We start from the raw sequence: 23,967 nt of genomic DNA, 5'->3' as shown, positions 1-23,967 counted from the left end.
TCTTGATGTTGTGTCTCTTGCTCCCCGTACTGTTCAGCATATCTTTGTTCCTTATGTTGAGGGGAAAAAGGTTGTTGTGGGTAAGGCGGTTGATTATTATAGAACATGTTTATTCCTCCTTCATAATGATGCCTACCACCTAGTGTATGGGCGGACAAGAAAATATGTGATGAAAAAATGCGGGCGTGTTACAATAAGTAACTGGGTGAAGATAAAATGATAAAACGAGAAAAAATAAAAAAAACAATAACTTTCGTAAAACATATTTTAGAAAAAGATGCGAGTGGGCATGATTGGTATCATATTGAACGCGTACATAAATTGGCGATTTCTTTATCCGAGCAAGAAGGGGGAAATCGTTTTATAATTGAAATGGCAGCATTACTTCACGATGTAGCAGATGAGAAGTTAAATGAGAGTGAAGAAGCAGGAATGAAAAAGGTTTCGGATTGGTTAGAAGAGCTACATGTTGAACAAGAGGAAAGTAAACATATTCTCCACATTATTGCGAATATGTCCTTTAAGGGTGGCCATGGTGGTAAAGTGGAATCAATGGAAGGGAGAATTGTTCAAGATGCGGATCGTTTAGATGCTCTTGGTGCAATTGGAATAGCTCGTACATTTGCATACGGAGGAGCGAAAGGGAGATTAATGTATGATCCCAATGTTCCGCCTCGTGAAGTGATGACGAAAGATGAATACCGAAAAAATAACGATCCATCTTTAAATCATTTTTATGAAAAACTTTTAAAATTAAAAGACTTAATGAATACGAACGCGGCAAAACAAGAGGCTGAAGTTCGTCATCGTTATATGGAAGAGTTTATTGAACAATTTATGAAAGAGTGGAATGCACAAATATGAAAATGTTAACTGTGGAGAACTTATCGAAATCATACGGAGAAAAACCGTTATTTGATGGATTATCATGTAGTATTACAGAAGGACAACGTGTCGGAATTATTGGTGTAAACGGTACTGGTAAATCGACATTATTAAAAATTATTGCAGGGTTAGAAACTCCTGATACAGGTGATATGACGCATTCACGTGGTTATACAATTAGTTATTTATCACAGCAACCAGAGTTTGATGAAAAACTAACAGTATTAGAGCAAGTGTTCCATGGTGATACACCTTTAATTCGTCTTCTTCGTGATTATGAAAAAGCACTATTAAATATCGAAAAAGATCCAAGTAATGAAAAAGTACAGGAACAATTATTTGCAGTGCAGCAACGTATGGATGCAATGAGTGCATGGGAAGCAAATGCAAATGCGAAATCTCTTTTAACGAAATTAGGAATTACAGATTTCACTGCAACTGTTGGAAATTTATCTGGTGGACAGAAAAAACGTATCGCAATGGCACAATGTTTTATTGAAACACCTGATCTATTAATTTTAGACGAGCCTACGAACCATCTTGACCATGAGACAGTTGAATGGTTAGAAGAATATTTAGCGAGATATACAGGTGCGGTATTACTTGTAACCCATGATCGTTATTTCTTAGATCGTGTGACAAACCGTATTTTTGAATTAGATAACGGTAAACTATATAGCTACGAAGGAAACTATAGTACATTTTTAGAAGCGAAAGCACTTCGTGAAGAGCAAGAATCGGCACAAGAATCAAAACGCCAAAATTTGTATCGTCGTGAACTTGCGTGGATTCGCCGTGGTGCAAAAGCCCGTTCTACGAAACAAAAGGCGCGTATTCAGCGTTTTGATGAGCTGAAGGGACAAGAAGGACCAGCAGCGAAGCAATCAGTTGATATTGCGCTTAGTGGAAGTCGTTTAGGGAAGAAAGTACTTGAGCTAAAAGATGTAACGAAAAAATTCGGCAATAAAACGGTATTACATAACTTTAATCATATTGTGAAACCAGGCGATCGTATTGGGATTATTGGAGCGAATGGAAGCGGGAAATCTTCACTATTAAATATGCTTGCAGGAAAATTATCTCCTGATAGTGGTGAAATTGAAGTTGGACAAACTGTAAAAGTTGCTTATTATACGCAAGAAAATGAAGAGATGAATTTAAATCAGCGTATGATTGAATACATTAAAGAGATTGCAGAAGTTATTCATACGACAGACGGAAAAGTAATTGGCGCATCTCAAATGTTAGAACGTTTCTTATTCCCGACGCATTCACATGGTACACCGCTTGGAAAACTATCTGGTGGTGAAAGAAGACGTTTATATTTATTGCGTATTTTAATGGGAGAACCAAACGTACTACTACTTGATGAGCCTACGAATGATTTAGATACACAAACATTAACAGTGCTAGAAGATTATTTGGAAGATTTCCCAGGTGTCGTTTTAACTGTATCACATGACCGTTACTTCTTAGATAAAGTAGTAGATGAATTGTTCATCTTTAGTGGTGGAGGCGAAGTGAGTGAATTCCTAGGTAGTTATACTGATTATTTAGAAACGGAAAAAACGAAAGAGCTCATTGAGAAAGCGGAAGTTCAGAAAGAGAAAAAAGTAGTAGAAGAAGTGCCGAAACAACAACGTAAACGTAAACTGTCATATAACGAGCAGCGCGAATGGGAAACAATTGAAGATACAATTGCACAACTAGAAGAGAAACTTGAGTCAATTGGAGAAGAACTTGCGAATGTTGGATCTGACTTCACAAAGGCACAAGAATTATCTGAAGCAGGGCAGAAGATAGAAGAAAAGCTAGAAAAAACGATGGAACGATGGAGCGAGTTATCTGACATCGTTGAAGGTTTAAAATAAAAACAAGCTGCATATATTGAAATGTAAAGAGAAAAACTTTACACTATTGGTAGAACCTATTTTAGGAGGGGAAAAAAATGAGAACATCTAATCCAATGTTGAAAAAAGACGCATTTCGTAAAGAGGGAGCAAGTGCTTCTGCGATGACTATTGGTGGAACAGTAGGCAAAACGTTTATCATGCTTATCTTACTTCTTGCAACGTCTGTCTATTCATACATACAGATGACAAATAATATGATGAAGATGCCAGTATTAATTGGTGCTTTAGTTATTGCGGCAATCGTTGCGTTTGCATCTATCTTCTTCCCGCGTATATCACCAATTGGTGCACCGATTTATGCGGCAGTAGAAGGGGTAGTGTTAGGAAGTATTTCAGCAGTTTATGCAATGAAATTTCATGATTCTATCGTTTTAAACGCTGTATTACTAACAATCTCAATTCTATTTGCGATGCTAGTGTTGTATGCAACGCGCGTAGTAAAAGTAACTGATAAATTCCGTACGGGTGTAATAGCAGCGACAATGGGAATTGCGGTTATGTATTTAATCGTATTCTTACTAAACATGTTCGGTGTTACTGTTCCATATATTCACCAAGGTGGAACAATTGGTATGATCATTAGTGCAGTTATTATTGTAGTTGCTGCATTAAATTTATTACTAGATTTCGATTTAATCGAAAGCGGCGCACGTAGCCAAGCTCCAAAATATATGGAGTGGTACGGTGCAATGGGTCTAATGATGACTCTAGTATGGCTATACTTAGAAATTCTTCGTTTTGTTTCTTACTTTACGAAAAATGACTAATAAAAAAATCCTGCATGAAATGTGCAGGATTTTTTATTTTTAAAGATAAATTGAAAATATGATGTTGGCGACTTGAATTGAGGGGGATGGAATATGATGAAAGAGAAAAAAGGGATTATGAAAAAACTATTTTCTAAAAGTTTTTTCATAGAACTAGATGACGCTTTAATGTATCCATCAGCAGAAGTCATTCGTTCAGCTATCGAAGGATATGTGGCTGAATGTAATGAACACCTAAAATTTGAGAGTAAAGTTAAACCGATTACATTCTACTTAGAAGATGTATTGTATAGCGCTGAAATAAAGATGGCTCACGGAGGATATTACATATCTTGTAGTGAAGTATAATATTTTTTTGTAACCTTACATGTTTGAAATATGTAAGGTTTCTTTTTTGCTTTTGTAAGACATATAGTAATACTTTTTACTTATAAACATATTATTTTGCACTTTTTACCCTTCACACATTTTTCTTTACAATGAAGAAAAATATGTGAGGTGGTATAACTTATGATAAATCGAGTTGTATTAATCGGTAGATTGACAAAGGAGCCAGGTGCGCCACGTTTCGCATAACCACCACGTACCAGTGGTGGGATAAAGTGACAATCGTGAGAAATCGAATATATACCTATGCTATAGGTTGAAACAGATACTATCACATATTGATTGAACTGATTAATCGAGTTTCAACGGGGAAGTACCGTTGATATACGGAGAAAACACATAAGTATGAGAAATGGTAAACTCATCTGTGGTATAAACACTGAGACTCCCCTATGCGATGTATGCTGTAATATACAGACGTATAAAGCGGGGTAAAGACGTAACTTGAAATCCTAAATCTGTGTACAGATACGGAATATATATAGTGCGGGTGTCCGTAACCTACGGTTAGGCAACGAAAAGATGTTTGAAGTGTCGTCATTTGTTACTCCAGAAATGGAGCCCCAATATAGTTGGAATATAGCATTCTGGTTTTGCGTATTCCCTCTTACTTGAAATAGTAAGTTGAAATGTAAGGAACAACTATTTCTCAAACCTTACTTAGAACTATCGGCATATAGTCTTGACCTAAGGGTTACAGAAAAAGGATAGATTAATCGGAACGTGGGAGAGCCTTTAAGTGGAGTTTTACAGAACGTTGAAGTTTAAAGGAAGTCAGAGGTCTCGTAGTAGTCAGAGATGGAGAAAAACCTTTACAGGGCGAAGGGGACCAGTCAACTTATCAAGTTTAACGATTCGATAGAGAAGTTCAAACTTTCTGTAAGAATGAATTGTGAACCCTAAAGGCAGGTGATGTCTTTATGAACTTTAGCACAAACTTCTCAAATGAAACTGAACTCAAAAGAGCTCAGGACAAATTATATGAATTATCAAAGAAAAATACACGTTTTCATAGCTTATATGAAATGGCATTCAATGAGACCACAATAATTACAGCTATTCATAAAATCAAAGCCAATAGAGGGGCTAACACTCCTGGTGTTGACGGACATGATATTCGAAGATATTTGCAAATGGATAAAAACAACGTTATAAAGCTAATCACTAAAGCTGCACGAAACTACAAATCCAAACCAGCCCGAAGGGTTTATATCGAAAAAGCGGATGGAAGTCAACGACCGTTAGGGATACCAACGGTCGTTGACCGTATTATTCAAGAATGTATTCGTACAATACTTGAACCAATCGTAGAAGCAAAATTTTACGACCATAGTTACGGATTCCGTCCTTACCGTAGCTCTAAACATGCTGTTAGACAAGTGAATCATTTCATTAATACTACTAAGTCTTATTATGCAATCGAAGGTGACATAAAAGGTTACTTTGATAATATCAACCACAGATTTCTAATTAAAAAACTATGGAGATTAGGCATAAGGGACAAGCGAATAATAAAGATTATTCAAATTATGCTTAAAGCAGGGTATATGGAATATGATTTTAAATTCACTACGGAAAAGGGAACTCCACAAGGCGGTATAATTTCACCCTTACTTGCAAATGTGTATCTAAATGATTTCGACTGGATGGTAGCACGTAGATTCTACAAAGCGAAACCAACTGGAATTTCAAAGGAACCGAGAAAGCAAAGGGAAAGGCTGGTTAGACAAGGTAGAAATAAATGCTACCTAGTTAGATACGCAGATGATTGGATTATACTTACTCAAACCTATCAAGAAGCAAGACGTTATCTTGAATATTTGCGCAAGTATTTCAGAATTAAGCTAAAACTTGAATTGTCCAAAGAGAAAACAGTCATAACAGACTTAAGGGCAAAGCCAGCACTCTTCTTAGGGTTTGATATTTATGCTGAAACACCTCTCCGCAGTAATAGTGGAAATATAGTTGGCAAAAACAAGCCCAATCATAGAAAAGTCAGTGGTCAAATTAGTAAAGTTTGTAAAGAAATAAGGAAGATGAGGAAAGTTTTAAAAGAAGAATTTTGGATAGAACAAATCATCAAAGTTAATCAAATGCTCGAAGGATATGCGGAATATTGGAAAGTCGGTATTTGCGCGGACACATTCGATAGAATTGATTACAACGTAAATAATTCCTTATTTAGAACTTTCAAGAAATTGTTTCCTAGCGGCTACATGAGGCATAAAGTAAAAATGTGTGAGTTAGGAAACCGACCTAGTAGACACCATAAATATCAGGCAAAAACCTTCGCAATCAAAAAGGAAGGGTTTTGGGTTGGAGTCACAAAAGCTTCATATACTCCTTCGGAGTGGCTGGAAAAACCATTTAACCAAAGGACGACACCTTACACTATAGTAGGAAGAGAAATCTACTACAAACAAAGGAAGAAGCTGTTAAGGCTGGATAGACCTCATATAATGACACTACAGGATTTTTATCTCTGCAAAGATACAAAGAGTAAATATAACTTTGAATACTTTATGAACCGTGAATATGCGTATAACAGGGATAGAGGAAAATGTAGGTGCTGTAATGTCGGATTAGACTTTATGAAGGAAAATGCACATTGCCATCACATCGAACCGTACTTACCCATGGATTTAATTAATAGAGTCGCTAATCTAGCATGGGTATGTAAAGAATGTCATACATCCATACACTGTGAAAACTATGTGTTAAGTTATAATGCTAAAACAATAAAGAAAATTGACAAATTCAGAAGTAAATTACTTCAAAAATGAATCGTTAAAACTTATAGGGTTGTATCGGTGACGAACAATCTAATGAAAAAGAATTAACTCCATGTATTGAGTTAAGAAGTAGGATAAGTTGATGGAAAGCCGTATGCGTTGAAAGGCGCACGTGCGGTTTGGGGCGGGGGAAAAAGTGAAGATAACGTCAAAACTTTACCTATCGCGACCCGTAAGGGTTAGTAGCTACCCTAGCTCTTACGAGCTAGGATGCTACACATAATTATACTACACAAAACAAGGAGTCGCTTATGCACGAATATGTGTTGCGGTAAATAGAGGATTTCGAAATAGTTTAGGTGAACAACAAGTCGATTTTATAAATTGTGTCGTTTGGCGAAGATCCGCTGAAAATGTAACAGAATATTGTACGAAGGGGTCACTTGTTGGGATTACAGAGCGTATTCATACGAGTAATTACGATGATGAACAAGGAAAGAGAATGTATAGAACTGAAGTTGTAATTGAGAGTATTACATTTTTGGAGAGAAGGAGGGAGGGGGCATCGCAATAAAATGGGATTTTAAACAATAGGTTCGGGAGAATTAGGTGGAAAGAGAAAGAATGAAAAAGTATGATAGTGGAAAGAAATCAGCAAAATAAAGCATCCGAGTAGGTTTAGATAGGTGGAACATGTTACAATACCCCTAAGAACATGCAATAAAGGAGAGTTTTTCACGTGAAGATTAAAGCAATTGAACCGACGCCAAGTCCGAATACAATGAAAGTTATTTTAAATGAAATATTACCATCAGGGGCACGTAATAATTATACAAATGAAAATAAAGAACAAGCACCAGTGCAAGTGCAAGAGATTTTGAAAATTGAAGGCATTAAAGGTGTGTATCATGTAGCAGACTTTTTAGCAGTGGAGCGAAATGCGAAGTTTGACTGGAAAGTATTATTACAACAAGTTCGTGCTGTTTTCGGCGAAGAAATAGTAGGAGAAAATGAAGAGCAACAACTTTCTCACTTTGGAGAAGTAAAAGTGTTTGTTCAAATGTTCTTTACAATTCCGATGCAAGTGAAGTTAACAGATGGAATGACAGAAGAGCGTGTAGGCTTACCCGAGCGCTTTAAAGAATCAATTATGAAGGTGCAAATGTCTGCGCCTAACGTTGTGAAAGAACGCAAATGGGTAGAGCAAAGTACACGTTACGGTAATTTTGAAGAAATCGGTAAAGAAGTTGTGGAAGAAATCGTTGCTGCGTATTCAGAAGAACGTGTAAATCAAACAGTTAAAGAATTATTAGATCAAGCAGGTGCTGTTGAAGTAACGATTCAAAAGCGTGAGCCATATAAAGTAACAGAAGAGATGATGAAAGATTCTGACTGGAAAAACCGTTTTGCAGCTTTAGAACAAATGGATCCATCAGAAGAGGATATGCCAGTATTGAAAATGGCGTTAGATGATGAGAAAGTCTCAATCCGCCGCTTAGCAACAGCTTATTTAGGGATGGTAAAAGGTGATGGAGTATTGCCGTTATTATATAAAGCATTATTAGATCGTTCTGTAAGTGTTCGCCGTACAGCAGGGGATTGCTTATCAGATGTAGGTGACCCAGCAGCGATGTTCGTTATGATTAAATCTCTGAAAGATTCAAGTAAATTAGTACGTTGGCGTGCAGCAATGTTCTTATTTGAACTTGGTGATGAAAGTGCAATTCCGGCATTAAAAGCAGCAGAAGATGATCCAGAGTTTGAAGTAGCAATGCAAGCACGTTTAGCTTTAGAACGTATTGAAGGCGGCGAAGAAGCAAAAGGTTCTGTATGGAAGCAAATGACGGAGTCTCGTAAAGGGGAATAATATATGATTGTTTTCTATGATAGTTGGTGTCCGATGTGTACGGCAGTGGCAGAGCGGACGAAAAGGTTAGATAAAAAGGGAAAAATGAAATTTGTTTCATTTCGAGATGAAGATGTAGTTGAGAAGTATGAACTATCTCAAGAATTACAAAGTAAGATGGAACAAAGACTGTATATTTTAAAAAATAATAAGTGGTATGACGGAATTCACAGCATTTACGTATTAGCGAAGGCTGTTCCATCTTATTGGTTTGCAGTTCCTTTTATAAAGCTATCTATCGTAGTTGGATTTGGAAGTAAAGTATACGAATATATTGCCAACAATAGAAAACTTGTCCCAGTTGGACACTGCCGTGAAGGGGTTTGTGAAATCCCTACAAAAAAATGAAATCATCGTTATCTTTCTTTTGCACCTATTAATAGAGCGTGATATGATGAATTTGGAATGAAAGTTGAAGGAGAGATTACAAGATGTCAAATGCATATGAAGAATACATGCGTCAAATGGTAATTCCAATGCGTCAAGAGTTAGTGCGTTCTGGATTTGAAGAGTTAACTACAGAAGAAGCTGTAACAGAATTTATGGAGAATGCATCAGGTACAACTTTAGTAGTTGTAAACTCTGTTTGTGGTTGTGCAGCTGGTTTAGCACGCCCATCAGCAGGTCAAGCGGTTGTTCGTGCTGAAAAACAACCTGAGCATCTTGTAACTGTATTTGCAGGTCAAGATAAAGATGCTACTGCAAAAATGCGTGAATACTTCGGAGAAATTCCTCCATCTTCACCATCTATGGCATTACTAAAAGGAAAAGAAGTTGTTCACTTCATTCACCGTCATGAAATTGAAGGTGCAACTATGGACGAAATTATTACGAACTTAGAACAAGCTTTCGAAAAGAATTGCTAAAGAAGGGGGAGAGTAAATCTCCCTCTTTTCTTTATATAGAGGTGACACAATGATAGTAACAACAGCAGGAAGAACAAATAAAGAAATGACAGCTTATGCAAATAAGGTAGCGGCAGAATTAAAGAGTCCTTTCGTTTTACGTAATGATATACCTGTGCACAAACTGCATGAGCAGTATGAACAAGATGTGCTTATCGTAGGGAAAAACCGATTAGCTATTTATCCAAAGGGTACGGAAGAGTCGTTTTTCTTTCATCCAAACTCAGCGATGTTTCGTGTGAAAAGGTTAATGCGCGGAGAACATGATCCGTTTATACAAGCTGCCAAATTAGAGAGCGGAATGACAGTATTAGATTGTACGCTCGGTATGGCATCAGATAGTATTGTAGCTAGTTATGTTGTTGGTGAAAGTGGAAAGGTAACAGGACTTGAAGGCAATGAATATATGGCTTATATTATGAAAAATGGTTTAAAAACATGGTCTTCATCTGTTTCTGAAATCGATGAGGCAATGCAAAGAATTGATGTAAAACAAACGGAGCATTTCGCATTTTTAACGCAATGTGAAGATAATAGTTATGACGTCGTATACCTTGATCCGATGTTTGAAGAAACTGTCATAGAATCAGATGGAATTAAAGGGTTAAAACACTTCGCTTTGTATCATGATATTACTGATGAAACAATTGCGGAAGCGAAGCGTGTGGCGAGAAAGCGTGTCGTTCTGAAAGATCATTTCCGTAGTTCTAGATTTGAAAAACACAATTTTCACGTATATAAAAGAAAAAGTGCAAAGTTTCACTTTGGTGTAATTGACCCTTGCTAATTGTTTGAAAAGATGTATAATAAGCAATAATTAATTAAATATACTGTCTGTGATGAAGAGAGTAGTCTTTTTCAGAAGGAAAGCGAGCTAGGGATGGTGTGAGCCTAGTGCAGAAGAAAAAGATGAAGCGCACTTCGGAGACGCTTCTTGAACGAATAGTAGAGTAAGCCGAGGCCCCCTGTCCTCGTTATAAACGGGAAAGTGGTTCGGAATGAACAACAAGGGTGGTACCACGGGTTAAAACTCGTCTCTTTTTTAGAGACGAGTTTTTTGTGTTTTAAAAAATAAGGAGGTTACAGTATGGAGTATAAAACGCAGTTTGCGAAGAGCTTATCAAATATTATTACGAACGAATTAACGCAAAATCAAATTTTAGATTTAATCGAAACACCAAAACAAGATGAATTCGGTGATGCAGCGTTCCCATGTTTTTCACTAGCGAAACAATATAAAAAATCACCAGCTACTATCGCAAAGGAAGTTGCGGAGAAATTAAATGACCCATTTTTTACGAAAATAGAGGCTGTTGGCCCGTATGTAAACGTCTTTTTTAATCGTCAAACAGTAAGTGATGAAGTATTAAAAACAATTTTAGCGGAGAAAGAAGAGTACGGTCAAAATCACTTTGGATGTGAAAAAACGGTAGTTATCGATTATTCCTCTCCTAATATCGCGAAACCTTTTTCAATGGGGCATTTACGTTCTACAATGATCGGTAATTCGCTGAAACATATCGCCGAAAAATGTGGATATGAAGTTGTAGGAATCAATTATATTGGAGATTGGGGAACACAGTTTGGGAAGTTAATTACTGCATATAAAAAATGGGGAAATGAAGAAATAGTTAAAGAGGATCCAATACGTGAGTTATTTAAGCTATATGTTCAGTTTCATGAAGAAGTAAAAGAGAACAAAAAACTAGAAGAAGAAGGACGCTCATGGTTTAAAAAACTAGAAGAAGGAAATGAAGAAGCAGTTGAACTTTGGAATTGGTTCCGTCATGAGTCTTTAAAAGAATTTTCTCGTATTTATGAACTTCTCGGTGTGGAATTTACAAATTTTCAAGGAGAAGCTTTCTATAACGATAAAATGGAAGACTTTGTTGGGATTTTAGAAGAGCACGACTTACTGGAAGAATCAGAAGGGGCATTAGTCGTTAATTTAGAAGAAGAAGGTATGCCGCCATGCTTAATTAGAAAATCAGATGGTGCTACCATTTACGCAACACGTGACTTAACGGCAGCTGTGTATCGTCAAAACACATACGAATTTGATAAAGCGCTATATGTAGTTGGCCCAGAACAAAGTTTACATTTTAATCAATTTTTCACTGTATTAAAAAAGCTTGGTTATGACTGGGTCAATGGTATGGAACATGTACCATTCGGGTTCATATTAAAAGACGGTAAGAAAATGTCGACACGTAAGGGCAGAATTATTTTATTAGAAGAAGTGCTAGAAGAAGCTGTTGCACTTGCGGAACAAAATATTGAAGAGAAAAATCCGAATTTAAAACAAAAAGAAGACGTGGCAAAACAAGTCGGTGTTGGAGCAATTATCTTCCACGATTTAAAAAATGAGCGTATGCATAATATCGAATTTTCATTAGAAAATATGTTGAAATTTGAAGGAGAAACAGGACCGTATGTACAGTACACGCATGCGCGTGCGTGTTCAATTTTAAGAAAAGAAAGTGTGGAATTTGAAACGTGTAATTTTGAATTAAAAGACGATTACAGCTGGAGTGTAGTAAAATTACTCAACAAATTCCCGCAAGTAATTGAAGCGGCCTTCAACAAAAATGAGCCATCTATTATTTCAAAATATGTATTAGATGTAGCACAAGCGTTCAATAAATATTATGGAAATGTTCGTATTTTAGAAGAGAACGAAGAAAAAGAGAGTAGACTCGCATTAGCTTATGCTGTGACGGTTGTATTAAAAGAAGGCTTACGTTTACTTGGGATGGGTGCTCCTGAGGAGATGTAAAAAGAAACGGAAAGAATCCATTTAATGTACAATGACAATTATATACGTTACTTTGGTAATGAACTGTGAATGATATATACAAAATAAGTGTAATATAGAAACAAAAAAACAAACCGGATGAATCATTTATCCGGTTTGTTTTTTTGCTTTTTTGAATAAACCTCTTAACTATAAGGAGTTATATGATACGAAGTGTAAGAACTCTATAATTTTGTTGCGAAATCAATTAAAATATTTGTAGAGAGGATGGTTCGTATTGATCAGAGATTTCATTTTACATATTCCTTGTCATAGAATACCGAAAAGGAGTTTCCATAAATTACAAAAACACATACCTTTATGTGCACGATGCACAGGTATGCTTATTGGTTTCTGTATGTTTCCAATTTACTTTTTAATAACCTCTTCGTTTACTCTCCCATTAATGCTATTCTTTTTTGCTCAAATTCCTTTACTCATCGATGGATTCACCCAAAAGTGGAAATGGAGAAACAGCACAAATTTGCTAAGAGTAACGACCGGCTTATTAAGTGGTAATGGTATGGGACTATTTATTGCATCTAGTATTATATGGATTATATCTTAAACCACATATCAACGGAGGTAGCTACTTATATGTTTTGGATCTATTTAATTCTAATTTTCATTTCAGGAGGAAGTGGAATCGGTTTTATTATTCATGAAAAATATACAGAAGCAATAATAGCGTTTGTTATTTGCGTATTATTTATTGGACTACTATATTATTATCTTAAAAGAAGAAAAAAGAAGAGAAATTTTGATTGTAGCAATTTAGATTGTACTGATTGTTTAGATTGTGATTGTACTGATTAAGCTTTTACTTATCTATATGTCTTTAATAAGTAAAAAAGGCTAGCGTATTTTTAAAGATGTACTGGCCTTTTGTTTAAAATTCTCCTATATGTGCTTGTAATCCCCGGATATTTAATACTCTTTCGATTTCTTCTTTATCTTCTGTATTAATAAAGCTTTCCTTTTCGTGAGAACACGTTATTAACCATTTTTTTCTGGATTTAAAGAATGATAAATCCTCCGGTAAGTAAGGCATTACCCATTCATATAAAGAATTAGATAATTCCTTCAGGACGTTTTTAGCGTTGGCATCAGCGTAATAGAAATACACTTTTGCTGTTTGATTATCGCCTAAAATAGTACTGGCCCACTCAGATTGCTCAGTCATTTCTTTGAATGAACCTTCTAGTTTCATTAAGACGGGCTCAAAAGAGTGTAACGGTCCCATATCATTTCTTAAAACTAAATGGAATTCATCACAAATGTCAAAAGCTAAGTCTAGTAAATCAACATAAGTTTGTTGTTTCGGATTGGAATCTATTACTATCATATATTATCTCCTTTCCTCAACCTTACATAATAATGTTATTTATTGGGATTATTACGAATTATATACAATTATTATCTTATCGAACCACTAATATGCACACAAGGTTTTTCTGTATGATTGGGATTAATAATTATTTTTAAAAATTAGTTTATCGATTAGGCGGGGAGATATAAAGTACATGTATTATGTATTGTTTTTATTTGGTCTTAACTATCTAAAATTTCAACAAAAGTGTAGGAATATATCTATAATATAGAGAACTTTAGTTGTGTATATAAAAGGGGGCCGTTAGACTTGGAAGAGTATGATTGGAATAGTAGGCTAGCGTATTTAAGAAATACGAGAGATTTATATTATAACGATGATTATTTAAGTTTTTTAGTCAATTCAGTTTGGAAGATTACTGAACCTGTACATATTGTTGATTATGGTTGTGGATATGGTTATTTAGGTTTAATTTTGTTGCCTTTACTTCCAAATGGATCAAAGTATACAGGCATTGATAGCGGGGAAGCATTAATAGCTGAAGCGAGAGAGTTGTTTCGTACACTTCCATATGAATCTGAATTTCTTGAGGGGGATGCTACAGAAATTGAATTGAAAAATAAATACGATATAGCTGTCAGTCATGCTTTCTTATTACATATGAATTCGCCCAAAACGATGTTGCAAAAAATGATAAATTCAATTGAGGAGGGCGGAAAGATAATATGTTTTGAACCGAATTGGATTTCTAATATGTCTTCATACACGCTAGATGGAGTAATTCAATCGGAAATTATCCGGCTTGGTGTTTTGCAGAAGCTATTTGAAGAAGATGCACATAGAAGTGGTAAAGATGGCAATATTGGTATGAAGATACCGATATATTTAAGTGAATTAGGTGTTAAAAATATTGCATGTAGAGTAAGCGATAAAGTGAATTTTTTAGACTCTAATATAAATCAAAATGAGAAGCAAGGTTTATATAATTCTCTAAAAGAAGAGGGAATCGCTAGTAATCCAGGTGAGAAACAACAATTTATAAACCGTTTAATGAGTAGGGGCTTAACGTTTGCTGAAGCACTCGCTCAATATGAAGCAGAACTACGATTTTTTGAAGTGTTTCATATACACTCTTCTTTGTTATATGCTCCAAATATGAGGATTACTTTTGGGGAAGTTAAGTGATAAATACCATACTAGAAAAGTAGGGGATATAATGAGAATTGCTACTTTTAATATTTGGAATCATGAAACATTGTGGTCTGAAAGGTTAGAGGCTATTTGTGAAGAAGTCCAAAATATTGCTCCTCATATTTTAGCAATTCAAGAAGTTCGGAGTTGTATTAATGAAGAAAAGAAGACAAATGGTGCACAATATCTTGCGGATCAAATAAATTATCCATTTTGTATATTTAAAGAGTATCCAGATTCTCCAGATGAAGACCTAGCTTTTTTAAGTAAAATTCCTATCTTAGCTGAAGAAGCTATTTGGGAAACCGATATAGAGGAATCGAATTATTGTGCCATTCGAATCATGTTAAAATATAAAGAGTATAATCTCGGGATAACGAATGTTCATTTAAATTGGAAATCTAGTAAGGTAAGACAAGAGCAAATGAATACCGTGAATAATTGGATTAAAAACAGAGTTAGTGGCTACGAATTATTATGTGGTGATTTTAATGATGATCCACATTCAGGGGTGCATCAATACTTAATAAGTAATCAATGGATAGATGTGGCTCAGCTTAAAGAAAATCAAGATAACATTCTTGCCCAGCCAACGTTAGATTATGGAAAGAATACAAATTTAATAGGGGATGAAAAGCAAGGAGAACGATATGATTGGGTTATGATACAAGAAAATGACGCGTTTGAATTTCCAAATATAGAAGATGTATCTATATTTGCGGATTCAGCATTAACTTCATCATGCGTATTCCCAAGTGATCATTACGGTGTTTTTGTGGATTTAAAATTTGAAAAGTGAAACAAAAGGGAAGTTGTTCCAAAGGTAATTTGGAACAACCGCCCTAATATTATGAAATTGAAGATAGGATGATTGTCGTTTTTGTCGGTAAATCGATATATCTTGTCGAGTCGTTGATATTTTTTGAGTTACGATAGATATATTTGAAAAATCGTTGATATATTGTAAATTACGATAGATATATTCAGGAAATCGTTGATATAATTTCATTCACTGAATGAAGCCTCAAAAAAGAAGATAAAACCCATCTTCGAATAATACATGTTATTTCATCAAATTAAACAAAATCCCCATAAAAATCAATGTTTTTAAGATATTTAGTTATAAACTTGAATAATATTAAATTATATCGTTCATTATATGAGGTTTTAGTTGAATGCATACTATATGATGTGTAAAATCTAAGCAAGTAGGTTAGAATACTGCTTGCAAATGGCAGTATAAATAATAATTTGAGGTGAATGCATGCTAGATTTTAAGCAATTAGAGATTTGTTTGAAAGAAAAGAGATTTGTAGATGGATTACAGGAGATAAATAATGAAATTGCACATATAAAAGAAACGAAAAAGTTATCATACGTGAAGAACTGGCTTTATAACGTTGCATCATTTGCGGAGTTTGATACATTAATTCGTCTTGCTGATGAAGGTTTGATGCATCAATATAGCTCCTTTTTAATTCGTTATACGTATAAAAAATTCCCGAATATGAGAACGCTCTCTTTATATTGTGATGAGTTAATTGATGAGCGTAAAATTCTTGATGCTGAACAATTATTAAAAGATTCTTTGGAAGAGGTAAATGAAGAAGAAACTGATGCGGATGTTTTAACGAAAGCATATTTTACGTTAGTTAGATGTTTGTTAGATATGAAGCGAAATGAAGAGGCCTATGCCTATATGCAAAAGGCGGAAAAGTATAGTACACGTGCAGTTTTTGATAAATGGGGTTACTTATATATACAGACTGGTGAGTGGGAGAAGGCAGAGGAACAACTTTTATCCGGTCAGCAGCATAAAGATTGTGAAGAGTTAGCTACGTACTTATTGGCGCAATTATATGCATATAAAGGTGAACAGCAGCGAGCATTACAACTCATTAATGATGCGATTGCAAAGTTCCCTCAAGTACCATATTTCTATTTTGAAAAAGTAAAATATTTATTAGATTTAGGGCGCTATGAAGAAATGTTAGCGGTAATAGATAAAATGAATCATATGCTTCCGCATCATGCATATACAACTTATTTTATACATTTACGTGCAGAAGCATTTTATAAAATGAATAATATTCACGATTTGCAAGCACTATTGAAAAGTGAAAAGAGTTTAAAAAATTCTCTATATCATCATATAGAAAAAAATCCTGATGGAAAAAAGGTGCGCTTACCGATAGTTCCGGTTGTACAAAAGGATAACTATTGCGTTCCGACTAGTTTGGAAATGATGTTAGGGGTATGGGGAGAAAAACGTACGCAAGATGAAATTGCACAACATATTTTTGATGTAACAGGTTCTAAGTTTTCAGATACAGTTACATATATAGAAGAGCAAGGTTACGAATATCGTTATTTTCAAGGGAATGAGGAAAATTATAAGAAATTACTCAATCAAGGTATTCCCGTTTTATTAAGTATAGATATTGAGCACGCTTCCCATGTACAAGTGCTTTCTGGTTATGACGATGTACTGCAAGCTTTTTATATTCAAGATCCGAATTTCTTGGAACCGATTCTTGTGGAATATGATAAGTTGCAAGAAAAATATCGTTATACAGATTGTTTAGCTATTACGTTTATACCAAAAGATAGAATGGAACAACTTTCATTTTTAAATGAGGAAGAACACACTTATTATAAAACAATCTTTTCTCTTACAGATCATTTAGCTGAGCAAGATAAAGAGGGAATTGAAAAGTTAGTACTATTTTTAAAAGAAACAAGTGAAAATCCAAACACTTGGCTATATACGATTAAACATTTAGATGCTGAAGTAGATAAAGATTTTATTCAGTTTTGTATAGAAAAATTAATGGAAAAGTTTCCGAGCTCTGACTTTGTGAAATTGCATAGTGCACAGTGTTTTATTCGTCTGCAAGATATGGAAAAAGCAGGACATATGCTTCAAAGTGTGGAGAAGAAAAGCAATCAAGCGTTGTATCATTTTATAAATGGACGTTATTCTTTTGAGCAAGATAATTATGCAGAAGCGATTGCTAGTTTTCGTTCATCATTACAATTGGATGCAGATCAACCAGTTGCGTGGAGTTTCTTAGCATTATCATACATGTATATGGATCAATCTGAAAAGGGGCTAGAGTATTCTCTAACAGCTATAGAACGTAGCCCAGAAAGGTTTACACTTGTAAATCACGGTTTAATTTTAATAGATTTAGAACGATATGAAGAAGCATATGGATTCTTTAATGATTTATTAAAAGAATATAAGTATGAAGCGCACATATGGTATGAACGTGCAAGATGTGCTCAGCATTTAGGAAAAGTGTATTTGGCGGTAAAAGGACTTAAAGTAGCAATTCAATTAGATAAAACAGCAGCCTATTTATATACGAAGCTTTCGGAAATCTATGAATCAGATTTGGATGATGGGAAAAGTACGAAGGAAATTTTATTACAAGGAATTCAAAATTGTGAAGATCAGGCATCTTTATATGTTCGTTTAGGAGATGTGCATTTTCAAAATGATGAACTTGAAGAAGCGGAAACTATATATAAGCGTTCTTTAGAAGAAAATAATGAAGATGTATATTCTCATTTCGGTTTAACTCAAGTTTATATGGCAAAGGAACAATATGAGGATGCAAAAAACTATATTGTTAGTATCAATAAGCAATTTGAAGACAATCAAGATTTCCTTATGAATGCTGGAATGGTGCTATGGGATGCTGAAATTGCATTAGGCGAGGATGAAAAAGAGTTAAAACTTGCACTTTCTAAATTAGAGAACGGTATACGAAGAGTATACGCTAATATAGCGAGCGTGTTGGATGAGTATGTAAATCGAATAAAAGACACAGCTTTTGTGCAACGGGGCATAGCGTTTTTAAGAACGTTAGAAAAAGAGAAAACGGATGTAATTGAATACGGTTGTTACGCTGGTGTTTTATATGAATCTATTGGACAGTATGATCAGGCGATAAAGCGGTATAATAATGCACTTAAGAAAAAACAAGATTCATTGCCGTATTTCCGTATCGGTGAAACATTCATGGCGTTAGGGCAATTTCAAGAAGCGAAGCATGCATATGAAACATGTTTAGAAATGAATAAGAATTTCTTAGGTGTACATTTGCAGCTTGCTGAAATATACGAAAAAGAAGAGAATCGTTCCAAAGAACAAAGTCATATGATCCAGGCGATGAAAGAAGAACCAATGCATATAAATATGGAATATTTAGCGCAGCTTTCAGTAGAAATGAATCTTCAGGAAGAATTGCTAGTTGAATTAGAAAAATTAGCGGAAGAAGTTCCTGAAACATGGCGTTTAGATGCGATTGCATACGTGTTTGGCGCGATGAATGACATAGATAAAGAAAAAGAATATATCGAATATGCAATGAAAATAGATGAAGAGCATGTGGAAGTACTATATCATTATGCGAAAGTACTAGTTAAAAAGCAGAGTGCAGAAGCAATCGAAGTTGCGCTGAAAGTAATGCATAAAGATTTGGAAAGTGAACGTATATTTGGTGTGTACGTAAAAGCAATGGAACAACATAAAAAATTATCCCAAATACGAGACGTACTTCATACGCTAAAGGTGAAAAAAGCAGAAAGAAGTACAGCGTTTATGTATGCAGCTACTGCGGTTGCCGCAAGATTAGTAGAAAGGCAGCAAAATGAGCAACCGAAAAAATCTATATTTACAAGAACATTTTATCGCATGAAAAATCGTGCGAAGGAAATTTCAATGATTACAGTTATTATTGATTTATTTGAAATCTCCTTGAAGTTAAACCCGAAAAATAGTATGGTAGCGCAGCGTTTCGCAATATTTTATGAGAATGCGGCGATGAATAAAGAAGCTATAGAGGTTTTACAAACATCGTTAGAAAATAAGTGGGATTATGATGTAGCGAAGCAACTTGTAAATCTTTTCATTGAGTGTGAGGAAGAAGATATGTTACGAGATGCTTTTGAATTAACGAAACAAATGGTTCGAGAGTTACCGGATGATTATGACACTCTTCTTTTACAAGCGAATGTATTATGTAAGACTGGAGAAAAAAGAAAATCCGAAAAAATTTACTTGCAATTAATTGAGAAAACGCCATTTGTAAGTAGAGGATTCCTTGCTTTAGCAGAAGTATATCAAAGTCAAGAGAGGTATGAGGATGCGATTCATTTATTAGAAGATGCTTCTGTACATCATCCAAATGAAACGGCAATTCTTCTTGCTTTAGCATCCTCGTATCATAAAGCTGGGCAAACGGCAAAGGCAGAAAAATTAACAAGTGAAATATTGGAAATTGATGCTACTGACTTGTTAGCAAGATACGATCATGCTTGTTATTTAACATTATTAAACAGAAATGAAGAGGCAAGAGATGAACTTGAAATTGTGCTTCGTGAAGATGAAACGGGATTTTTCGCTGAACTTGCAGAGGAAGATGAAGATTTAGCGGGATTGCGAGAGTTTGAAAAGTAATTGTATAAGAATAGAGAAAAAGGGTATAAATAAAAATATATTTTGAATTAGTTGACAATTAATTGTTGAATGGCATAAAATAACTTTTAATAAAGTATACAAATCTGAAGACGAGAAAGAGTAAGGTAGTGAGCTGTTCCCCAGAGAGCCGGTGTATTGCTGAAATCCGGTGTGCAGACGTTATTTGAAAATCATCTCCGAGGAGCCGTGGCTGAATAAAGTAAGCTCGGACGGATGTCTACCGTTACAAAGAACGCGTATGTTAGTACGTTGCTAAGTGCTATTAGTGAAAAGCTAATAGAATTAGGGTGGTAACGCGGGTAAACCCGTCCCTACTTCATAGGGACGGGTTTTTTGTGTGCTTTTTAAAAAATTCAAAGGAGTGATTGTACATGAAAAAAGTTGATGTAAAAGAGTCAGCTGTAGGGAGAGAAACACGTATTCGTAAGCAGTGGAACGAACAAAGTATTTTCGAGCAATCAATTCAGAATCGAGAATGCGCACAATCTTTTGTGTTTTATGAAGGGCCACCAACAGCGAACGGACTACCACACGTCGGCCATGCACTTGGACGGGCGATTAAAGATTTAGTAGCGAGATATAAAACGATGGCTGGATATAAAGTTTTAAGAAAAGCCGGATGGGATACACATGGATTACCTGTAGAATTAGGCGTTGAAAAACAACTTGGCATTTCAGGTAAACATGAAATCGAAGAGTACGGCATTGAACCATTTATTCAAAAGTGTAAAGAAAGTGTATTCACATATGAGAAGCAGTGGCGTGAATTTACGGAGAGTATTGGATATTGGGTAGATATGGATGATCCGTATGTTACTCTAGAGAATCCATATATTGAAAGTGTATGGAATATTTTAGGGAAAATTCATGAAAAAGGCTTGTTATATAAAGGGCATAGAGTTTCACCGTACTGCCCAAGCTGTCAAACATCTCTTAGTTCACATGAAGTTGCACAAGGGTATAAAACAGTGAAAGATTTAAGCGCGACAGTTAAGTTTAAAGTGAAAGATAGTGAAAATGAATATTTCCTTGGATGGACGACAACACCGTGGACACTCCCAGCGAATGTTGCACTTGCCGTACATCCGAATATGGAATACGTTAAAGCCAAACAAGAAGGATATGTATACATTGTTGCGAAAGAACGTGTGCAAGAAGTGCTAAAAGAAAACTATGAAGTATTATCCGTTCATAAAGGCGAAGAATTATTAAACACATCGTATACAGCACCGTTTCCGATGAAGGAAGTTACAAATGGATACCGTGTTATTGCGGCAGATTTTGTTACTGCAGATAGTGGTACAGGACTCGTTCATATCGCTCCAGCATATGGAGAGGACGATTATAAAATCGTTCAAAGTGAAGGGTTATCGTTCTTACATGTTGTAAATGAGAAAGGTGAGTATACAGAAGCAGTACCCTTCTTAAAAGGAAAGTTTGTAAAAGAATGTGACGTTGATATCGTTCGTTATTTAGCTAAAGAAGGTTTGCTATATCATAAAGAAAAATATCAGCATAGCTATCCACACTGTTGGCGCTGTGATTCTCCGTTACTTTATTATGCAGGAGAAAGCTGGTTAATCCGCACTACTGAGATTAAAGAAACATTTTTACAAAATAATAATTCTGTCACGTGGTATCCAGATCATATGAAACATGGACGCTTTGGTAAGTTTTTAGAAAATATGGTGGACTGGAATATTAGCCGAGATAGATATTGGGGAACACCGTTAAACGTATGGGAATGTGAAAGCTGTGATCATCAATTTTCACCGAAAAGTATTGCTGAATTAAGAAAGCATAGTACAAAAGAAACGCCTGAAGATTTAGAATTGCATAAGCCATATGTAGATGAAGTACAAGTGTGCTGTGAAAAATGCGGAAGTACAATGAATCGAACACCAGAAGTAATTGATGTTTGGTTTGATAGTGGTTCCATGCCTTTTGCGCAATATCATTACCCGTTTGAAAATAAAGAGTTATTTGAAGAACAGTTTCCAGCAGATGTAATTGCGGAGGGAATTGATCAAACACGCGGCTGGTTTTATAGTTTATTAGCGGTATCAGCACTATATACAGGGAAAGTACCATATAAACGAGTATTATCATTAGGGCATGTTCTAGATGAAGAAGGACAGAAAATGTCTAAAAGTAAAGGGAATGCACTAGATCCTGTTGATTTAGTAGAGAAGTTTGGTGCCGACGCTCTAAGGTGGGCTCTACTCGTTGATAGTGCGCCGTGGAATGCGAAACGATTTTCTGAAAGAACAGTACAAGAAGCGAAATCTAAATTTGTAGATACGTTAGTCAATGTGTATAGCTTCTATGTTTTATATGCAAGTTTAGATGAATATAATCCGAAAGAAAAGTATGAAGTTAAACGTACGAAATTAGATGAATGGGTGTTATCAAGACTGCATAGCACAACGAGAAAGGTAAGAACTGCACTTGATGATTATCAATTCACAAATGCAGCTCGTGAAATTGCTGCTCTTGTAGATGAAGTGAGTAACTGGTATGTAAGACGTTCACGCAATCGTTTTTGGGAATCTAGTATGAATCCTGAAAAAGCAGCTGCGTATGAAACACTTCATGAAGTGCTTGTAACAATTAGTAAATTAATCGCACCATTTACACCGTTTGTAGCTGAGGATATTCATCTGAATTTAGAAGGAAGCAGCGTTCATTTAGCAGATTATCCGGTTGTAAACGAATCACTTATTCAGCCTGAGTTAGAAGCAGAAATGGATGCTGTTTTACAAGTTGTTGAACTTGGAAGAAGTAATCGTAATCAACATTCATTAAAAGTAAAGCAGCCGTTAGCAGAGCTTGTATTACTTGAGCATAACGAAAATGATATCGATTGGGAATCTTATCGTGATATCGTAATGGATGAGCTAAATGTTAAAGCATTCCATGTTGAACTGGATGAATCGAAATACACATCATATCAATTAAAGTTGAATTTTAAAACAGCGGGACCGAAGTTTGGTAAGAATGTGAATGCAGTAAACGGGTGGCTAAAACAATTATCACAAGAAGAAGTACAAAATTTTGTATCAACAGAGAAAGCAGTATACGAAGCAACAGCAGGGGAAGAAGTAATCGTCACGGCTGAAGATGTATTAGTAGAGAAAGTTGCGAAATCAGGATTCTCAAATACGACTAACGGACAATATACGGTTATGTTAGATACGAATGTAACTGAGGAATTGTTACAAGAAGGAGTAGCACGTGAATTTATTCGTGCAGTTCAAGAATATCGTAAGCAGTTGAATTTACCGGTTAATTTACGAGTGGATGTAATTCTTGATACAGAAGAAGAACTACAGCAAACGTTAACGAATCATAAAGATTTATTGGAAGAAAACTTACTCGTCAAGCAATTTACATTTGGTCACTTAACGAATGAGGACGATGAACTTTCTTTAGGTGAGACAAAAGTCCGAATTAAATTAAACGCGGCTAATTAAAGAAAAAAGGAAGTTGGAATCATTCCAACTTCCTTTTTGCATGCTAGGAGATTATCCGGCTATTTGTGGGCAGTAAGACTCCCAACTCGAAATTCGGCGAATGCGAGGAAGTTAGTTGGGAGTCGGGCTGCCCGTAAAAGCCCGATTGGTGAGGGCTAATAATCAGTGGGGATGGACAAAACCCCCACTGATTAAA

The 23,967-nt window shown here is 35.4% G+C and carries 18 protein-coding genes and 2 other annotated features; of the genes, 17 read left to right on the top strand and 1 reads right to left on the bottom strand.

What is annotated here, in order from left to right; all coding sequences use genetic code 11:
- Positions 1–216 precede the first annotated feature (216 nt).
- The 13 genes from MR071_RS13715 (at position 217) to MR071_RS13655 (ending at position 13,105) form a co-directional block, all read left to right on the top strand.
- Positions 217–864: an HD domain-containing protein gene (locus MR071_RS13715; protein ID WP_105586403.1), complete on the top strand. Its 648-nt coding sequence runs from the start codon at positions 217–219 to the stop codon at positions 862–864.
- Positions 861–2,756, top strand: coding sequence for an ABC-F family ATP-binding cassette domain-containing protein (locus MR071_RS13710; protein WP_105586402.1), 1,896 nt, complete (start codon positions 861–863; stop codon positions 2,754–2,756). The genes MR071_RS13715 and MR071_RS13710 overlap by 4 nt, the downstream gene beginning before the upstream one ends.
- Positions 2,757–2,833: 77 nt before the next feature.
- Positions 2,834–3,565: a Bax inhibitor-1/YccA family protein gene (locus MR071_RS13705; protein WP_105586401.1), complete on the top strand. Its 732-nt coding sequence runs from the start codon at positions 2,834–2,836 to the stop codon at positions 3,563–3,565.
- Between the two features lie 93 nt (positions 3,566–3,658).
- A complete protein-coding gene (locus MR071_RS13700) occupies positions 3,659–3,913 on the top strand; it encodes a DUF4318 domain-containing protein (protein ID WP_242236410.1) in 255 nt (84 codons plus the stop codon).
- A 959-nt stretch (positions 3,914–4,872) separates the two neighbouring features.
- Positions 4,873–6,735 carry a group II intron reverse transcriptase/maturase gene (gene ltrA / locus MR071_RS13695; RefSeq protein WP_242236408.1) on the top strand — a complete coding sequence of 621 codons (1,863 nt, stop codon included), beginning with the start codon at positions 4,873–4,875 and terminating at the stop codon, positions 6,733–6,735.
- Positions 6,736–7,003: 268 nt separating this feature from the next.
- Entirely contained in the window at positions 7,004–7,258 is a 255-nt protein-coding gene (ssb, locus tag MR071_RS13690) for a single-stranded DNA-binding protein (protein ID WP_242236416.1), read from the top strand.
- Positions 7,259–7,423: 165 nt separating this feature from the next.
- Complete coding sequence (locus MR071_RS13685; protein WP_105586398.1) at positions 7,424–8,551, top strand: conserved virulence factor C family protein; 1,128 nt, start codon at positions 7,424–7,426, stop codon at positions 8,549–8,551.
- A gap of 3 nt (positions 8,552–8,554) precedes the next feature.
- Positions 8,555–8,938 carry a thiol-disulfide oxidoreductase DCC family protein gene (locus tag MR071_RS13680; RefSeq protein ID WP_105586397.1) on the top strand — a complete coding sequence of 128 codons (384 nt, stop codon included), beginning with the start codon at positions 8,555–8,557 and terminating at the stop codon, positions 8,936–8,938.
- A gap of 83 nt (positions 8,939–9,021) precedes the next feature.
- Positions 9,022–9,456 (top strand): BrxA/BrxB family bacilliredoxin, encoded by a 435-nt coding sequence (locus MR071_RS13675; protein ID WP_105586396.1) that lies wholly within the window; start codon positions 9,022–9,024, stop codon positions 9,454–9,456.
- 49 nt (positions 9,457–9,505) lie between these two features.
- Complete coding sequence (locus tag MR071_RS13670; protein WP_105586395.1) at positions 9,506–10,282, top strand: class I SAM-dependent methyltransferase; 777 nt, start codon at positions 9,506–9,508, stop codon at positions 10,280–10,282.
- A 40-nt stretch (positions 10,283–10,322) separates the two neighbouring features.
- Positions 10,323–10,537 (top strand) — a binding site (T-box leader).
- A 45-nt stretch (positions 10,538–10,582) separates the two neighbouring features.
- Positions 10,583–12,271: an arginine--tRNA ligase gene (gene argS, locus MR071_RS13665; RefSeq protein ID WP_242236406.1), complete on the top strand. Its 1,689-nt coding sequence runs from the start codon at positions 10,583–10,585 to the stop codon at positions 12,269–12,271.
- Positions 12,272–12,527: 256 nt separating this feature from the next.
- On the top strand, positions 12,528–12,857 hold the full coding sequence (locus MR071_RS13660) for a DUF2085 domain-containing protein (protein WP_242236404.1): 330 nt from the start codon (positions 12,528–12,530) through the stop codon (positions 12,855–12,857).
- 29 nt (positions 12,858–12,886) lie between these two features.
- Complete coding sequence (locus MR071_RS13655; protein WP_105586392.1) at positions 12,887–13,105, top strand: hypothetical protein; 219 nt, start codon at positions 12,887–12,889, stop codon at positions 13,103–13,105.
- Between the two features lie 73 nt (positions 13,106–13,178).
- Here MR071_RS13655 and MR071_RS13650 read toward each other — a convergent pair whose 3' ends face one another.
- Entirely contained in the window at positions 13,179–13,634 is a 456-nt protein-coding gene (locus MR071_RS13650; RefSeq protein WP_105586391.1) for a stage III sporulation protein AH, read from the bottom strand.
- Positions 13,635–13,928: 294 nt separating this feature from the next.
- Here MR071_RS13650 and MR071_RS13645 point away from each other — a divergent pair, with 294 nt between their 5' ends.
- The 4 genes from MR071_RS13645 (at position 13,929) to ileS (ending at position 23,771) form a co-directional block, all read left to right on the top strand.
- Positions 13,929–14,804, top strand: a complete 876-nt coding sequence (locus tag MR071_RS13645) for a class I SAM-dependent methyltransferase (protein ID WP_242236401.1) — start codon at positions 13,929–13,931, stop codon at positions 14,802–14,804.
- Between the two features lie 31 nt (positions 14,805–14,835).
- Positions 14,836–15,609, top strand: coding sequence for an endonuclease/exonuclease/phosphatase family protein (locus MR071_RS13640; protein ID WP_309243134.1), 774 nt, complete (start codon positions 14,836–14,838; stop codon positions 15,607–15,609).
- Positions 15,610–16,074: 465 nt separating this feature from the next.
- On the top strand, positions 16,075–20,277 hold the full coding sequence (locus MR071_RS13635; RefSeq protein ID WP_242236397.1) for a bacteriocin-processing peptidase family protein: 4,203 nt from the start codon (positions 16,075–16,077) through the stop codon (positions 20,275–20,277).
- 98 nt (positions 20,278–20,375) lie between these two features.
- Positions 20,376–20,614 (top strand) — a binding site (T-box leader).
- A gap of 55 nt (positions 20,615–20,669) precedes the next feature.
- Positions 20,670–23,771, top strand: a complete 3,102-nt coding sequence (gene ileS / locus MR071_RS13630; protein WP_242236395.1) for an isoleucine--tRNA ligase — start codon at positions 20,670–20,672, stop codon at positions 23,769–23,771.
- Positions 23,772–23,967: the final 196 nt, after the last annotated feature.

Source organism: Bacillus cereus group sp. BfR-BA-01316, assembly GCF_022664195.1.
In the GTDB taxonomy this organism is placed as follows: Bacteria; Bacillota; Bacilli; order Bacillales; family Bacillaceae_G; genus Bacillus_A.
The sequence above is the reverse complement of the archived record's forward strand: the minus strand, read 5'-3'. Positions and strand labels throughout refer to the sequence as shown.

What these genes read in the sequence shown, in the direction of transcription:
- MR071_RS13715 (WP_105586403.1), top strand. Translation starts at nt 217, where the DNA reads ATGATAAAACGAGAAAAAATAAAAAAAACAATAACTTTCGTAAAACAT.
- MR071_RS13710 (WP_105586402.1), top strand. Translation starts at nt 861, where the DNA reads ATGAAAATGTTAACTGTGGAGAACTTATCGAAATCATACGGAGAAAAA.
- MR071_RS13705 (WP_105586401.1), top strand. Translation starts at nt 2,834, where the DNA reads ATGAGAACATCTAATCCAATGTTGAAAAAAGACGCATTTCGTAAAGAG.
- MR071_RS13700 (WP_242236410.1), top strand. Translation starts at nt 3,659, where the DNA reads ATGATGAAAGAGAAAAAAGGGATTATGAAAAAACTATTTTCTAAAAGT.
- ltrA (WP_242236408.1), top strand. Translation starts at nt 4,873, where the DNA reads ATGAACTTTAGCACAAACTTCTCAAATGAAACTGAACTCAAAAGAGCT.
- MR071_RS13680 (WP_105586397.1), top strand. Translation starts at nt 8,555, where the DNA reads ATGATTGTTTTCTATGATAGTTGGTGTCCGATGTGTACGGCAGTGGCA.
- MR071_RS13675 (WP_105586396.1), top strand. Translation starts at nt 9,022, where the DNA reads ATGTCAAATGCATATGAAGAATACATGCGTCAAATGGTAATTCCAATG.
- MR071_RS13670 (WP_105586395.1), top strand. Translation starts at nt 9,506, where the DNA reads ATGATAGTAACAACAGCAGGAAGAACAAATAAAGAAATGACAGCTTAT.
- argS (WP_242236406.1), top strand. Translation starts at nt 10,583, where the DNA reads ATGGAGTATAAAACGCAGTTTGCGAAGAGCTTATCAAATATTATTACG.
- MR071_RS13655 (WP_105586392.1), top strand. Translation starts at nt 12,887, where the DNA reads ATGTTTTGGATCTATTTAATTCTAATTTTCATTTCAGGAGGAAGTGGA.
- MR071_RS13650 (WP_105586391.1), bottom strand. Translation starts at nt 13,634, where the DNA reads ATGATAGTAATAGATTCCAATCCGAAACAACAAACTTATGTTGATTTA.
- MR071_RS13640 (WP_309243134.1), top strand. Translation starts at nt 14,836, where the DNA reads ATGAGAATTGCTACTTTTAATATTTGGAATCATGAAACATTGTGGTCT.
- MR071_RS13635 (WP_242236397.1), top strand. Translation starts at nt 16,075, where the DNA reads ATGCTAGATTTTAAGCAATTAGAGATTTGTTTGAAAGAAAAGAGATTT.
- ileS (WP_242236395.1), top strand. Translation starts at nt 20,670, where the DNA reads ATGAAAAAAGTTGATGTAAAAGAGTCAGCTGTAGGGAGAGAAACACGT.